Below are 15,970 nucleotides of genomic sequence, written 5' to 3'. Positions count from 1 at the left end.
GCTGTGCGCCCGGCTGGTTCATCAGCACCGTGCCGCTGTTATGCAGATTGCCGCCCACCGTGGTATTCGCCACCGCCAGCGTACCGCCCTGACGGATATCCATATCCCCCGCCGTGCTGCCAAAGCCTGAGAGCATCGCCCCGTCGTGGATATTCACCTGCTGGCTCGCCATCGCCACTACGCCATCAGCATCCGCGCCGAGCGCCAGCCCGCCGCCGGTGATGTCCGTGGTGCCGGAATACCCCGCCGAATCCGCCGTTAACGTCAGCGTGCCGCTGCCCTGTTTGTTCAGGTTGCCGCTGCCGGAGACCGCATGGCTCAGCGTCCAGTCGCTGTCGGTAGCCACCGTCAGCAGGCCGTTGTCCGTCACGCCAGCCGTACCGAGGTTCGCCGCGTCCGTGACCGTCATGGCGCTGTCCGCATCGATACGGAACTGCCCGCTGAAACTCTGGTTTTCACCGGACACCGCCACAGCCGATGCCTGCGCCACGTCAACAATGCCCGTACCGCTCAGGCTGTTGAGCTGCTCCCCGGTGACGCCGTTCAGCGTCAGGGTGCCGTCATCAATCACGTTGCCGCTGCCCGCGCCCTGCGCATCGTTCAGCACCACTTCCGCTGCACTTTCGATGGTGGTGGTGGCACTCAGACCCGCGTTCGCCCCGTCAATCGTCAGTACGCCGCCCGCCACGCCGAGATTGCCCGCCCCCGTCAGGCTGCCCTGGCTAGTGCCGCCGTTCTGCAGCGTCAGGCTGCCGCCGTTGAGCGCCAGCGTGGAGCCCGCCTCTCCGGTCAGCCTGCCCGCCGTCTGCGTGGTGCCGTTCAGGTCGGCAAGAGCACCGTCACTGATAACCAGCGCCGAGGTGTTGCCCAGCGCGCCGTCCGCATCGGTGCGCAGCGTGCCCGCCTGCACCTGCGTTTCGCCGCTGTAGCGGTTACTCGCGTTCGACAGCGACACCAGCCCGGCGGTATTAATGCCAAGATTCCCCTCACCTGAGATAGCGGCCGACATATCTGCCGCCGCCCCCTGCGCCCCGGCGTGCTCTGCCAGCACCAGCGTCTGCCCGGCGTGGATATCCAGCGCCTTCAGGCCGTAGTTGACATACAGGCCATCGCCCGGCGCGGTAGTCAGGCGGAAACCGTAATCCCCGTCCGCCACTACCGTGCCGTTCTGCGCAATGGCGACGCGTTCATTTTCTGCCACCGCGTCACCGTTCTGGTCGGTCAGGGTCAGCGCGCCGCCCGAGCCGGTGACCTCCTGCGCCTGCACCAGCTGTACGCTTATGTCCGTGTCATCCTGCTCCAGCAAGTTCAGCGTGGTGTCCGGGTTCATCGCACCCGGATCGTTCCACGGACTGGCGACGGTTACCTGCACCGTGCCCGTATCCGCCGTCAGCGTGCCGGTCTGAATCGCGCCCTGCGCCTGGGTATTGGCGGGTATCTCGGTGTTGAAAATCAGTTTGCCGCCGTTGAGATGCAGGCCGCCAATCTGTTGTGCGCCGTCGCCAACGGTGGTGGTGTTACCCGCATCCAGCTTCAGCGTCGCCTGAGCCAGCGTCAGAGTATTGTCGCCGGAAAGATCGAAGATGCTGTTTTTAAGCTCTGCCGTACCGGTAAAGGCGCTGCCGGTGGTGTCGGTAAAGCTGAAGGCGTTATCCGCGCTGGCGAGATTAACCTGCAGCAGGCCGTTACCGGTCAGCACGTTGCTCAGGGCATAATTGCCAGAAGCCTCACTGGCTCCCGTCACCGAGAGCGTACCCGCATCGGCAATATTCACCGCGCTGCTGCCCAGCCCGGTGTTGCCGGTGCTGGAGTGCGAGGCCACGGTAAGCGTGCCGCCGTTCACCTCCGTACGCCCACCGTAGGTATTTTCGGCGGTAAGGACGGTGTGACCCGCGTCCTGAATGACCGCGCCGTTCTCGCCTGAGATCAGCGGATTAAAGGCATAGCCCGTTGCAGAATCATCGGTATGATTAAAGACCAGCGAACCGTTGCCCGCACCGAATGCCACGCTGTCGGCGCCAATAAGATGCCCGGCTACCGCCGCGATATCATCGTGCGCCGCGCCAATGTTGAGCGAGCCGGTGCTTCCCTCAGCAAAACCCAGCAAGACGCTTCCATTCGTCAACGCCAGCGTGCCTTCATTGCTGAGCGTCACTGCGCCATCGCCGTGTGCGCCGATATCGATGGTGGTGCCTCGCAGCAGTGAACCTTCTCCATCCACGTTCACGCGGCCCAAAGCACGATCGTTAGTCCCGACGCTAATCGCATCTTCACCGTTAACCTGGCCACCCGAGGCAATATTCAGCGTACCGTTGCCCGTTACGCCTACCTGTAAGTTACTCGCGACGTTCCACTGTCCGTTGGTATTCACGTTGACCACGCCGGTGCCGTTAAAATAGGTTGCAACCTGCCCGGTGGAAGCGGTGTTAACGACACCTGCATCGGTGATATTCAGGGTTCCCTGCCCCGCATGGCCCACACGTAAAGCAGCAGAGTTCATCACCGCTCCCGCGCCGTTGACATTCAGCAGGCCGACCCCGGTGTTATTGACCCCCACCGTGGTACCGCCTGCGGTAACCGTGCCTTCGCTCGCAATATTGAGCGTGCCGTTCCCCCACTCACCTATCATCAGGGTTTGCAGGCTGTTACCCGCCGAGACAACATTCCATTGGCCTTTGGTGCCCACGTTCACTACGCCGACACTGTCCCCCACATCGCCAATGGTCGCCGTCGAGGACGTGTTCACTTCAGCGGCATCGCTGATATTGAGGGTTCCAGCGCCTCTCTCGGCGATGATGATTTCAGCGGTATTGAGTTGGGAGCCTTCGCCTTTGACATTCACTTCCCCCGTGGCCATTTCCCAGCGCGCCAGCGAGACGTCTCCGGCATCCACTTTACCGCCGCTGGCAATGTTCAGCGTACCGTTGCCGCCAGTGCCGACGGCCAGCGTTTGCGCGCTGCCGCTAGCATTTGTCAGATTCCACTGACCGTTCTCTGTGACACCGACTACGCCGTCAGAATTGCCATTAAGCCCGATCGCGCTTGCGCCGGTGCTCTGTACAACAGCAAGGTTGGAGATCGACAGGTTGCCTGTTCCTGAATCGGCAACAACCAGTTCGGCGGTGGTCATTTTCGATTCTTCGCCGTCAACGGTGACGCGGCCCTGCGCATCGGCATTCAAGCCAATCGAGGTATCTCCTGCAATGACCTTCCCTGCGCTGTTAATGTTGAGCGTCCCGGAGCCCGCTTGCCCCACCAATAACTGCTGGCCATTAAGCACTTCCCACTCGCCGCCAGTAGATACCGTCACGGTGCCCGTTCCCGTTACGCTGCGGGCGATAGTGCTGTTGCCATTGCTGTAGACAACGCCGGAATCGGCAATGGTCAGTTCACCTTCGCCATAATCACTGACGCGCAAGGAGGTGGTTGTGAGTACGGAACCGCTCCCCGATACGGTGGCGCTCCCCTTGCCATCCTCAAAGCTTCCGAGCGTCATGACGCCGGTTGTCACGCTGCCGTTCGAATTAATGTCTAAGGTGCCGGTACCGTGATAACCGATATTCAAATTCGGCAACTGCCCCGTCTTGTTAATAAGATCCCAACGACCATTATTCGACACCTCAACCGCCCCCACAACGCCAGTACCAGAGGCAATAATGGTATCTTCAGTCGTGGTAACACGCCCTTCATTACGGATCGTCATGTCGCCATTGCCAGACCGACCAACATACATACCGGCAGTGCTGAGGGTGGAGCCCGCTCCATCAACGAGCAACGTTCCTTTCCCGCCAGTGCGATAACCCAGGTCGGTATCGCCTGTGATGACTGTTCCGCCATTCAGTACCTTCAATGTACCGGTACCGCTATCACCAATTGAGAGCCTGGCCTGGACCAGATTCCAGATCCCCGAGTCCTGTACGGTGGCAGTACCGACGCCAGTTGCATACGCGCCGATAACCGATGATCTCGACGAACTGGTTATACTGCCGCCGTCAGTGATTATCAGTGTTCCGTTAGTTTGATTCCCAACAACGACGCCCTCAACCGTCAGCGCATTGCTATAGGTACGACTATCGCCATTATCGATAGTGAGAACTTCAGCCTGCACGGTGCCGGATAGCGCCAGCATGACCAGCAGTGACAGAGGACGAAAAGATTTAACGCTCAGCGCAGCGTATCCGGGTGAACCCGTGACTGCTTGCTGAACAGACGCGGTTTTACCCAGTCGACGAGTATGCTCCGAGCAAACCTGATAAACACGTAAGGTGCAATTCCAGACAACGCGGTAGATCTTATTCATTATTATTACTCCTTGTTTTGGTGCTCTCACAGGCAATACCAGCAGCCGGCTGACCTTTTGACAGGCGAGCAGAAGCCGCAAACGCTTAAAAGCGTTATATTTCAGTGCAATGCATTCATTCCTTTTACTTATTTATCTTATAAATTCGCCACATCAAAATAAGATAATAAGAAAGAACGAGTATTAAGAATCATTCCAGACAGGTGATATTTTTATTTCAGTTCAATACGAAACTGCCCCCTCAGAAGGCGGCGACTTACTTAACCTGTTAATAAAAATGTCGTCCCAGTTTCACATCGTCAAAAAAAGCTGTCAACATAGCCACAACGAAGCAAACATTGAATTAATAACATTAAGAAACCATTTAGAAGAAAAATTCTTATCCTTACCTTTTATAAAAAGTCAGCGCCGCTTTCAGCACATTAATCGCTACAATTTGCACTCAGAAATTTAAATGCACATTTAGGATTTACACACCTAAAAATGCTATTTTCACAACATTCACTCACAGCACAAATTGCTAAATACGGCGAATTAACGACCATCCATTGATTAGTCATGAGAATGAGTAGCCTTTCTGCGACTTTCGAATTACCGAAACATTAGCTTCCGAGTAAAAATATTTGTTTGCGCAGACAGAATGAACCATTGCGCAATCTTACCACCACCCGCTTACCGCCAGAGCATGCCCCACCTGAGTTGTTAGCAATATTCAGTAACAAATGAAATGCTATTCCCATTCTTAAATTGCACTTAAGATGCGCATTGTTAACTATAAGAATCCTAATTAGTTGACCAATCAATTATTTTACAACCCATAACACTTAAACAACACTTAAGACTACGAACTTATAGCAGGGGCAAGATGGAATTTAGGGTAATGCTCAAATCGTATTTCGAGCAGGTCAGATGCAAGTCAGATTTCCTTACTTTTTTAACAGAGCTCCAGCGCAATAACGTTTCCTACTACATCTATTTTGTTGCGACAGGAAACGTCAAGGTGATAACGACATCAGATAATTACGTGTCCGTTGAAGGTAGCCGGGGGATTATCAAAATAAGCGCAAATGCCAGTAAATTTTTAACGCGCGTAGCGGCGAAAAGACACTTCGCGGGAAGAACATCGTATGAACAGTATTGTTTAGAGTTAGCGAACGCAGGGGTGTTTAAGTGGATCGTTGATTTAAATGAAAATATGCGATTTTACTGGTCAAAGGACAATCATCTGCTTTACTGCGAGAATGTGCTTCCCTGCGAAAAAACAACAACGTAAGCAGATACAACTGTTCTGTCATTTGCGATGATAAAAAAAAATCGGCGCTTACACGCCGATTTTCAAAGAGGCACACTTACGCGTTGGTTGCCGGTTTTTGCTCATTTGGTGTCTGGGCATTCGCCAGCATGCGACGTACTGGGACGATCAACACCATCAGAACCGCCGCACAAATCAGCAGTGCGATGGAGCAGCGTGCAAAGAGATCGGGCAGCATATCGAGCTGATCGGCCTTCACGTGACCGCCAATCAGGCCCGCCGCGAGGTTACCCAGCGCACTGGCGCAGAACCACAGCCCCATCATCTGGCCGCGCATTCTTTCCGGGGCCAGCAAAGTCATGGTCGCCAGGCCAATCGGGCTCAGACACAGTTCACCCAGCGTCAGCATCAGAATACTGCCCACCAGCCAGAACGGCGATACGCCCGCCCCGCCGTTGCTCAGTACATTCTGCGCCGCCAGCATCATCAGGCCAAAGCCCGCAGCCGCACACAGAATACCAATCACAAACTTGGTGATACTGCCTGGACGGATGTTTTTGCGCGCCAGCATCGGCCACGCCCAGCTAAATACCGGGGCCAGCAGGATGATGAACAGGGCATTGATTGACTGGAACCATACCGCCGGGATTTCAAAATCGCCGATCATGCGGTTGGTGTAGTCGTTGGCAAACAGGTTGAACGAGGTCGGTTTCTGCTCAAAAGCAGACCAAAAGAACGCGGCGGATACCAGCAGGATAAAGCACACCAGCAGACGCGCGCGTTCTTTACGGTTCAGGCCAGCAAAGACGAACAGATAAATAAAGTAGAGCGCAACCGACGCGGCAATGACGTACACCAGCACGCTGGCGACCGCAACCGGGTTAATCACAATGACGCCTTGCGCAATCAGGGTGATGATAATAGCCACACCTACGGCCAGCGCCAGCAGCCACGCGCCTACGCCATTTTTCTTCGCCACCGGGTTATTCCAGGTGGAGTCGAGACCCACTTCACTGTCATAACGTTTCATCGATGGAACAGCAAAGACGCGAAAGATAATCAGCGCCACCAGCATCCCGATGCCCCCGATACCAAAGCCCCAGTGCCAGCCGTGTGACTTAATCAGCCAGCCGGAAATCAACGGCGCGATAAATGAGCCCATGTTGATGCCCATGTAGAACAGCGAGAAACCGCCGTCACGACGCGCATCGCCCTTTTTATACAGCGTGCCGACCATCACCGAGATACAGGTTTTGAACAGGCCGGAACCCAGTACGATAAACATCAGGCCGATAAAGAACAGGTTGTTCCCCATAAACGCCGACAGCGCGATGGAGAGGTGACCCAGCGCGATCAGAATCGAGCCGTACCAGACCGCTTTTTGCTGACCAAGCCAGTTATCCGCCAGCCAGCCTCCTGGCAATGCCGCCAGGTACATGGTACCGGCAAAAATCCCCACAATCGCCGAGGCATTTTCACGCGCCAGCCCCATCCCGCCGTCATATACGGTTGCCGCCATAAACAGAATCAGCAGTGGACGAATACCGTAAAACGAGAAACGCTCCCACATCTCCGTAAAGAAGAGTGAGCCGAGCGGATAAGGATGACCGAAGAAAGTTCGGCTTTCAGTGTTATTCACAGAGGAACGCATAGATTCTCCCAAAAGAGGTGTGTTGTCTTGCTTGCAAGCGCCGTCATGCACGCTGGCCCTTTATCAGACGGGTCAGTCATTTACATAAGGCAAAATATTATTTAACTATTTAGCAACCGGATACTAATTTTGTCCGGTGCAGAACACAAAACTTTAAGATAAAAACTCGACAACTGTCTAGTTTTAAAGATTTTATGTCACAATATATCGTTCTTTTATTGACATCGTCTGGTATAAATCGCCTGGCAGAATTCATTTCCCGGGCGATTATTCCGGGTATTTTCGCTTTTTGCATGTAAGTCCTGTTCATTTCAACGGCTTTTTCTCCCCGCCTTCCCCCCCTACTCTTCTGCTCGTTATGTCACAATTGATTCTATTCAGGCAGGAAAAAATGAGTAACGTTAAAACAGGTAAAACCCTTATCGCACTGGCTATCACCTTAGCCTCTGCTGCTACATCCTTCAGTACATTTGCCACATCTGTTCCGGCATCGGTCTCTCTGGCGCAATTGCCCGCCGATCGCGCCATCGGTCATCCCGAAGTGGTCGCGACCTTTACCGGCGCGATGCCAACAGGCGTCACGGTTACCGAAACAGGGCGTATTTTTGTGAATTTCCCGCGCTGGGGAGACAACGTTCCCTACACCGTTGCTGAAATTAAAAAGGGTACTGCGGTTCCTTACCCGGATGCCGCGGTGAACAAAGCGGATAACGCACGCCCCGGCGAACACTTTTTAAGTGTGCAGAGCGTCGTCGCCGATGGTCAGGGAAAACTGTGGGTGCTGGATACGGCTGCGCCCGGATTTTCAAAACCGGTTGAGGGTGGCGCGAAACTTGTCGCGATTGATTTACAGAGCAACAAAATCGTTAAAACGATCGTCATGCATTCGGATGTTATTCTGCCCGCAACCTATATCAATGATGTGCGATTTGATTATCGCGTCGGTAAAGCAGGCGTCGCTTATATCACTGACTCTTCGTTATCCGGTATCGGCGGAATTATTGTCGTGGATCTGGATTCAGGTAAGGCGGTGCGTCGCTTAACGGGCGATCGTTCAACCTCCCCGGAGAAAGGTTTTGTGCCGGTCGTCGAGGGCGAAACGCTGCTTCAACGTCATCCGGATGGTACCACCGCGCCATTCAGCGTGGCGTCGGATGGTATTGCCCTTTCCCCGGACGGCAAAACACTTTATTACTGCCCGCTGTCAGGCCGTCATCTGTATGCCATTTCAACAGCATTACTGCGCGATCCGACCATTACCGAGGCGCAATTACCCGCGGCAGTGCAGGATCTGGGTGAAAAAGGCGCATCGGATGGTCTCGAAAGTGATGCCAATGGGGCGGTGTATGCTGGCGATTATGAACGCAATGCCATCCGTAAAATGGATAAAAACGGTACCTGGCAAACCATCGCCCATGGCCCACAAATTCTCTGGCCGGATACGCTCTCTGTCGGGCACGATGGCTATCTTTACTTCACGGTAAACCAATTGCATCGTCAACCCGGATTCCATCAGGGTAAAGATATGCGCCAGAAACCCTATTCTCTGTTAAGAATTAAAATCGACGCCGCACCGGTTAGTACACGTTAATCTTTTTTCCGCCCCTCAATGAGGGGCGGAAATATCATCAGCCAGACAAAGAAAAATCTCAAATATAAATCTGCTGAAACGATTTCGTATAGGCTTAATAGTTATTGATATTTATATCACTGCACTGAAGGAAACCATTCAAATTCACCATTAATAACCTATTTTGAAGGAGATATTTATGGTCGATCGCGACACACTTAACCCGCAATATCCACGCCCCCCTTTCCAGACGCAAACCCAGCAACCGCCAGGCCTTGATTCGAAAATGATCCCAGAACCCGATCATGGCGAAAAGAGCTATCGCGGTAGCGGACGTCTGAAAGGTAAATGTGCCTTAATCACCGGTGGTGATTCCGGGATTGGTCGCGCGGTAGCCATTGCTTATGCCCGAGAAGGCGCGAATGTCGTCATTAATTATCTGCCTGAAGAAGAGTCTGATGCCAAAAGCGTCATTGAGGTAATGAAAGCGGAAGGGGTTAACGCGGTGGCGATCCCGGGTGATTTGCGAGATGAACATTTCTGTCATTCGCTGATCGAACAGACAGTAGAACAACTGGGTAAACTGGATATTCTGGTGAACAACGCCGGGCGCCAGCAGTATTGTGAATCACTGGAAGATCTCACTACCGAAGCGTTTGACGCCACCTTCAAAACCAACGTTTACGCTGCTTTCTGGCTGACCAAAGCCGCACTTCGTCACCTGAAGGCGGGCGCGTCTATCATCAATACCACATCCGTCCAGGCGTTCAAACCCAGCCCCATTCTGGTTGATTATGCGCAAACTAAAGCGTGCCTGGTGGCGCTGACCAAATCGCTGGCGAAGCAACTGGGGCCTCGTGGTATACGGGTTAATGCGGTAGCGCCAGGGCCGTACTGGTCGGTATTGCAAACCAGTGGCGGGCAGCCGCAGGAAAAAGTAGAGCAGTTCGGTGCAGACACCCCACTGGGTCGTCCGGGGCAACCGGTGGAAATTGCGCCGCTGTATGTGCTGTTTGCATCCGACGAGTGTTCGTATGCTTCCGGGCAGGTATGGTGTTCTGATGGCGGAACCGGGACACTGTAATTGCCTGATGGCGCGGCGCTTATCTGGCCTACGGACCGCAGATAATCCGTAGGTCGGGTAAGCGCAGCGCCAGCCGACAAAAAAGCAGGATCATCCGATCCTGCTTTTTTATTCACACATCCGGGAACATCACGCTGTGTCCCGGCGCTTCCCGGTGTAAATGGATAAAGTTCAGGTGCCGCTCGTACTGATCGAGAATATCGGTAATCACCTGTTCTTTGCTGTAGTCCATCAGGTCATTACCCTGACTGCCTTCCAGCAGGAAGGTTTCCAGCCGGTAGTAGGTCGATTTCCCGCTGCGCGCGCGGTAGGTAAAGCCCGGCACCGAATATTGCCGTGGCCAAATCTGATAGACAAAGTTTTGCTCTTCGCCCATATGCACCAGCAAATCCAGATGCCCCAGATGTTCGCCCTCTTCCGGCGGCAGGCTTTTCAGCTCGACGTACGCGCCACGTAGCCGCAGTTCCTGCGCCACTTCTTCCATCGCCGGATAACAGACTGTTTCCATCATCTGTTTGGTGTAACGCGTGCCAGGGTAGTTCATCAGGCGCGAGAGACGTTTTTTCCAGCTCAGGCGATCCTGAACGCTCAGCGGTCGCGGTGCGGTATCGCGATTCGCACTTTCTCGACGATAATCCTCAACTTTCAGTGATTTATATAGCCCTGCCATCACGAAGAAGATCACAAAGCTAAACGGCAGCCCCATGATAACCGTGGTGTTTTGCAGCGCTGAAATCCCGTTGGTCATCAGCATGCCGAGCGTCAGCAGGCCAATGGCGACCGACCAGAAAACACGCAGCCAGCCTGGCGCATCGCTGTTGATGTCCTTCAGCTGCGAGGTGAAATTCCCCAGTACCAGCGCACCAGAATCCGCCGAGGTTACATAAAACAGCAGGCCAGTAATGGTGGCAACGGAGGCGCTAAAGGTGAACGCCGGATACTGCGCCAGCAGGCTGTAGAAGCCGCGTTCCGGGTGCACCATCGCTTCCTGCGCGAAAGCGGCCCCGCCATGAATGATTTCATACAGCGCGCTGTTACCGAACACGGAGAGCCACAGCAGCGTGAAGGTGAACGGAATGATCAGCGTGCCCAGCACGAACTGGCGAATGGTGCGTCCGCGTGAGATACGCGCCAGGAACAGGCCGACAAACGGCGACCATGCCACCCACCACGCCCAAAAGAAGAGCGTCCAGTTATTCATCCACTCAACCGGACGGTCGAAGGCGAAACTGTTGAGCGTCATGCCCATAAAGCGATTCACATAGTCGCCAACATTCAACACCAGCGCATTGAGCAGGAATGAAGTGTCGCCCATAAACAGCACGAACAAGATCAGCCCCAGCGCCAGCGCAACGTTGAGTTCCGACAGCACGCGTATGCCTTTATCGACACCTGACGTCACCGAGATAGTCGCGATAATCACCGACAGTGCGATCAGCGCCGCTTTCGCCGCCATCGAATCCGGAATATCGAAAAGTACGCTGAGCCCATAATTGAGCTGCACCACGCCAATACCGAGCGTGGTCGCAATACCGAAGATGGTGCCGATTACCGCCGCGATATCCACCGAGTGACCAATCGGCCCGTTAATTCGTTTACCGAAAATCGGATACAGCGCCGAGCGGATCGTGAGCGGTAAATTATAACGATAGCTGAAGTATCCGAGCGCCATGCCCATCAGCGCGTACATCGACCAGCCGGTTAAGCCGTAGTGGAACAGCGTCCAGACCATTGCCTGACGCGCGGCTTCCATCGTCTGCCCTGCCCCTTCCGGCGGCTGCATATATTGCGTTACCGGCTCGGCAACGGAGAAGAACATCAGGTCGATACCGATCCCGGCGGCGAACAGCATCGCCGCCCAGCTCAGCAGACTGAACTCAGGCTTAGACTGCTCGGGCCCGAGTTTCACCGAACCAAAGCGCGAACAGGCAATGCAGACCACAAAGACAATATAGAGCGTTGCCGCTAACAGATAGTACCAACCAAAGGTTTTAGAGACCCAGTCCAGCGTGCGGCCAATCCACAAGGCCGAGAAGTCGCGAAACAGGATCGTTGTCAGGGAAAACAACAAAATCAGTCCGGCGGAAGTGTAAAACACCACCGGATTGATTTTGTCCTTTTCTCTGCTGTGTGAAAGGTCTGTCATCCAGTATCCCCACTGTTTTTGTAACTATTAAAAACAAAATCCGCAACAATTAAGACACATTTTATATTGAACGTCCAATCAAAAACCGCTTTAATGTATAACCAACGCTGATGAATGGAGTGGCAAAAATGCCCAAACTGGGGATGCAGCCGATCCGGCGCAGACAACTGATCGACGCCACGCTGGAAGCAATAAATGAAGTAGGCATGCACGATGCGACGATCGCGCAGATCGCCCGCCGGGCGGGTGTTTCCACCGGGATCATCAGCCACTATTTCAAAGACAAAAATGGTCTGCTGGAAGCGACCATGCGTGATATCACCAGCCAGCTGCGCGACGCGGTTTTGAATCGATTACACGCCCTGCCGGACGGCAGTGCAGAGCAGCGGCTTCAGGCGATTGTCGGCGGGAATTTCGATGAAACCCAGGTCAGTGGCGCGGCGATGAAAGCCTGGCTGGCTTTCTGGGCCAGCAGCATGCATCAGCCGATGCTCTATCGCTTACAGCAGGTCAGCAGCCGCCGCTTGCTGTCGAATCTGGTGAGCGAGTTTCGCCGTGAATTACCGCGCGAACAGGCGCAGGAAGCGGGCTACGGCCTGGCTGCGCTGATTGATGGATTATGGCTGCGCGCAGCTCTGAGCGGCAAACCGCTGGAAAAAACTCGCGCTAACTCACTGACCCGCCACTTTATCACTCAGCATTTACCCACCGATTAACCGAGGAGACGTGATGTCCCGAATGGCAGAACAGCAGCTTTATATACATGGTGGTTATACATCCGCCACCAGCGGTCGCACCTTCGAGACCATTAACCCGGCCAACGGTAACGTGCTGGCGACCGTGCAGGCCGCCGGGCGCGAAGATGTCGATCGCGCCGTGAAGAGCGCCCAGCAGGGGCAAAAAATCTGGGCGGCGATGACCGCCATGGAACGCTCGCGCATTCTGCGTCGGGCCGTTGATATTCTGCGCGAGCGCAATGACGAACTCGCAAAACTGGAAACCCTCGACACCGGGAAGGCGTATTCGGAAACCTCAACCGTCGATATCGTTACCGGTGCGGACGTACTCGAGTACTACGCCGGGCTGATCCCGTCGCTGGAAGGCAGCCAGATCCCACTGCGCGAGACGTCCTTTGTGTATACCCGACGCGAACCACTGGGCGTGGTGGCGGGGATTGGCGCATGGAACTACCCGATTCAGATTGCTTTATGGAAATCCGCCCCCGCGCTGGCAGCGGGCAACGCGATGATTTTCAAACCGAGCGAAGTCACCCCGCTTACCGCGTTAAAGCTGGCTGAAATTTACAGCGAAGCGGGCCTGCCGGACGGCGTATTTAACGTGTTGCCGGGCGTGGGCGCGGAGACCGGGCAATATCTGACCGAGCATCCTGGCATTGCCAAAGTGTCGTTTACCGGCGGCGTCGCCAGCGGCAAAAAAGTGATGGCTAACTCGGCGGCTTCCTCCCTGAAAGAAGTGACCATGGAGCTGGGCGGTAAATCGCCGCTGATCGTTTTCGACGATGCGGATCTCGATCTCGCCGCCGATATCGCCATGATGGCGAACTTCTTCAGCTCCGGCCAGGTGTGTACCAACGGCACCCGCGTGTTTATTCCGGCGAAATGCAAAGCCGCATTTGAACAAAAAATTCTGGCGCGCGTTGAGCGCATCCGTGCGGGCGACGTTTTCGATTCGCAAACTAACTTCGGCCCGCTGGTCAGCTTCCCGCACCGCGATAACGTACTGCGCTATATCGCCAAAGGCAAAGAGGAAGGCGCACACGTACTGTGCGGTGGCGATGTACTGAAAGGCGATGGCTTCGATAACGGCGCATGGGTTGCACCGACCGTGTTCACCGATTGCAGCGACGAAATGACCATCGTGCGCGAAGAGATCTTCGGGCCAGTGATGTCGCTCCTCACTTATGAATCTGAGGAGGAAGTCATTCGCCGCGCCAATGATACCGACTACGGCCTGGCGGCGGGCATCGTGACGGCGGATCTGAACCGCGCGCATCGCGTCATTCATCAGCTGGAAGCGGGCATTTGCTGGATCAACACCTGGGGTGAATCCCCGGCAGAGATGCCCGTTGGCGGCTACAAACACTCCGGCATTGGCCGCGAGAACGGCGTGATGACGCTCCAAAGTTACACCCAGGTGAAGTCCATCCAGGTTGAGATGGCTAAATTCCAGTCCATATTCTAACCAGGAGGTTTATTTGCAATTTGACTACATCATTATCGGTGCCGGCTCTGCCGGCAACGTCCTCGCTACCCGTCTGACTGAAGATCCGAATACCTCCGTGCTGCTGCTTGAAGCGGGCGGCCCGGACTATCGCTTTGACTTCCGCACCCAGATGCCTGCCGCGCTGGCATTCCCGCTACAGGGAAAACGCTACAACTGGGCCTATGAGACCGAGCCGGAACCGTTTATGAACCACCGCCGCATGGAGTGCGGACGCGGTAAAGGTCTGGGCGGATCGTCGCTGATCAACGGTATGTGTTACATCCGTGGCAATGCGCTGGATCTTGATAACTGGGCCAAAGAACCCGGTCTGGAAAACTGGAGCTACCTCGACTGCCTGCCCTACTACCGCAAGGCCGAGACCCGCGATGTGGGCGAGAACGACTACCACGGCGGCGACGGCCCGGTGAGCGTCACCACCTCCAAACCCGGCGTCAATCCGCTGTTTGAAGCGATGATTGAAGCGGGCGTACAGGCGGGCTACCCGCGCACGGACGATCTCAACGGTTATCAGCAGGAAGGTTTCGGCCCGATGGATCGCACCGTCACGCCGCAGGGGCGTCGTGCCAGCACCGCGCGCGGCTATCTCGATCAGGCCAAATCGCGCCCGAACCTGACCATTCGTACTCACGCCATGACCGATCACATCATTTTTGACGGCAAACGCGCGGTGGGCGTCGAGTGGCTGGAAGGCGATAGCACTATTCCTACCCGCGCAACAGCGAATAAAGAGGTGCTGCTGTGCGCAGGGGCGATAGCCTCACCACAAATCCTGCAACGCTCGGGTGTCGGCAACGCTGAACTGCTGGCGGAGTTTGATATTCCATTGGTGCATGATTTACCCGGCGTCGGCGAAAATCTTCAGGATCATCTGGAGATGTATCTGCAATATGAGTGCAAAGAACCGGTTTCCCTCTACCCTGCCCTGCAGTGGTGGAATCAGCCGAAAATCGGTGCGGAGTGGCTGTTTGGCGGCACTGGTGTGGGTGCCAGCAACCACTTTGAAGCAGGCGGATTTATTCGTAGCCGCGAGGAATTTGAATGGCCGAACATTCAGTACCACTTCCTGCCGGTGGCCATTAACTACAACGGCTCGAACGCGGTGAAAGAGCACGGTTTCCAGTGCCACGTCGGCTCGATGCGTTCGCCAAGTCGTGGGCATGTGCGGATTAAATCCCGCGACCCGCACCAGCATCCGGCAATTCTGTTTAATTACATGTCGCACGAGCAGGACTGGCAGGAATTCCGCGATGCAATTCGCATCACCCGCGAGATCATGCATCAACCCGCGCTGGATCAATACCGTGGCCGCGAAATCAGCCCCGGCGCGGAATGTCAGACGGATGAGCAGCTCGATGAATTTGTGCGTAATCACGCCGAAACCGCCTTCCACCCGTGCGGTACCTGTAAAATGGGTTACGACGAGATGTCCGTAGTGGATGGCGAAGGCCGCGTGCACGGGCTGGAAGGCCTTCGCGTAGTGGATGCGTCGATTATGCCGCAGATTATCACCGGCAATTTAAACGCCACGACCATTATGATTGGCGAGAAAATGGCGGATATGATTCGTGGGCAAGAAGCGCTGCCGAGAAGTCTGGCGGCGTATTTTGTGGCGAATGGGATGCCGGTAAGGCGTTAGCCCGTCAGGGTTATGGCACAGGGAAGTGCTTATTGCGATCGCCCTACAAGGGAAAGATTTATCGACTGAAGTCCAGCGCCAATTCTG

At 55.0% G+C, this 15,970-nt stretch carries 9 protein-coding genes; 6 read left to right on the top strand and 3 right to left on the bottom strand.

Translation table 11 applies throughout. From position 1 onward, the window contains the following. Positions 1-4,300 (bottom strand): ESPR-type extended signal peptide-containing protein (locus tag ACWWFX_RS20085; RefSeq protein ID WP_473224617.1); only part of this gene is annotated, 4,300 nt, incomplete at its 3' end. Positions 4,301-5,165: 865 nt separating this feature from the next. Here ACWWFX_RS20085 and ACWWFX_RS20080 point away from each other — a divergent pair. Then, the gene (locus ACWWFX_RS20080) at positions 5,166-5,573 is read left to right on the top strand and encodes a DUF1398 family protein (protein WP_276224776.1); all 408 of its coding nucleotides are present in this window, start codon (positions 5,166-5,168) and stop codon (positions 5,571-5,573) included. A 76-nt stretch (positions 5,574-5,649) separates the two neighbouring features. On the opposite strand, the gene ACWWFX_RS20075 is transcribed toward ACWWFX_RS20080, so the two are convergent. Next, positions 5,650-7,203: a peptide MFS transporter gene (locus tag ACWWFX_RS20075; protein WP_327622018.1), complete on the bottom strand. Its 1,554-nt coding sequence runs from the start codon at positions 7,201-7,203 to the stop codon at positions 5,650-5,652. A 391-nt stretch (positions 7,204-7,594) separates the two neighbouring features. On the opposite strand from ACWWFX_RS20075, the gene ACWWFX_RS20070 reads away from it, so the two are divergent. Next, entirely contained in the window at positions 7,595-8,794 is a 1,200-nt protein-coding gene (locus ACWWFX_RS20070) for an L-dopachrome tautomerase-related protein (RefSeq protein WP_473224616.1), read from the top strand. A 178-nt stretch (positions 8,795-8,972) separates the two neighbouring features. Further along, positions 8,973-9,857, top strand: a complete 885-nt coding sequence (locus tag ACWWFX_RS20065; RefSeq protein WP_473224615.1) for an SDR family oxidoreductase — start codon at positions 8,973-8,975, stop codon at positions 9,855-9,857. Positions 9,858-9,969: 112 nt separating this feature from the next. Here the strand turns inward: ACWWFX_RS20065 and betT are convergent, their stop codons facing one another. Beyond that, positions 9,970-12,003, bottom strand: a complete 2,034-nt coding sequence (gene betT, locus ACWWFX_RS20060; protein WP_276224764.1) for a choline BCCT transporter BetT — start codon at positions 12,001-12,003, stop codon at positions 9,970-9,972. Positions 12,004-12,131: 128 nt separating this feature from the next. Here betT and betI point away from each other — a divergent pair, with 128 nt between their 5' ends. From betI to betA, 3 genes are read left to right on the top strand one after another with little or no spacing between them, the layout of a single operon-like run. Further along, positions 12,132-12,719, top strand: a complete 588-nt coding sequence (gene betI / locus ACWWFX_RS20055; protein ID WP_473224614.1) for a transcriptional regulator BetI — start codon at positions 12,132-12,134, stop codon at positions 12,717-12,719. Between the two features lie 13 nt (positions 12,720-12,732). Beyond that, positions 12,733-14,205 (top strand): betaine-aldehyde dehydrogenase, encoded by a 1,473-nt coding sequence (gene betB / locus ACWWFX_RS20050; protein ID WP_473224613.1) that lies wholly within the window; start codon positions 12,733-12,735, stop codon positions 14,203-14,205. Between the two features lie 13 nt (positions 14,206-14,218). Next, positions 14,219-15,883 carry a choline dehydrogenase gene (betA, locus tag ACWWFX_RS20045; RefSeq protein WP_473224612.1) on the top strand — a complete coding sequence of 555 codons (1,665 nt, stop codon included), beginning with the start codon at positions 14,219-14,221 and terminating at the stop codon, positions 15,881-15,883. Positions 15,884-15,970: the final 87 nt, after the last annotated feature.

The organism is Pseudocitrobacter sp. 2023LY-00077 (genome assembly GCF_055796175.1).
Note: the sequence above shows the minus strand (reverse complement) of the source record. Positions and strands in the feature narration are given on the sequence as shown.

Bases quoted from the DNA above. Each gene is read 5' to 3' on its own strand.
- ACWWFX_RS20075 (WP_327622018.1), bottom strand. From the start codon at position 7,203: ATGCGTTCCTCTGTGAATAACACTGAAAGCCGAACTTTCTTCGGTCAT.
- ACWWFX_RS20070 (WP_473224616.1), top strand. From the start codon at position 7,595: ATGAGTAACGTTAAAACAGGTAAAACCCTTATCGCACTGGCTATCACC.
- ACWWFX_RS20065 (WP_473224615.1), top strand. From the start codon at position 8,973: ATGGTCGATCGCGACACACTTAACCCGCAATATCCACGCCCCCCTTTC.
- ACWWFX_RS20080 (WP_276224776.1), top strand. From the start codon at position 5,166: ATGGAATTTAGGGTAATGCTCAAATCGTATTTCGAGCAGGTCAGATGC.
- betB (WP_473224613.1), top strand. From the start codon at position 12,733: ATGTCCCGAATGGCAGAACAGCAGCTTTATATACATGGTGGTTATACA.
- betT (WP_276224764.1), bottom strand. From the start codon at position 12,003: ATGACAGACCTTTCACACAGCAGAGAAAAGGACAAAATCAATCCGGTG.
- betI (WP_473224614.1), top strand. From the start codon at position 12,132: ATGCCCAAACTGGGGATGCAGCCGATCCGGCGCAGACAACTGATCGAC.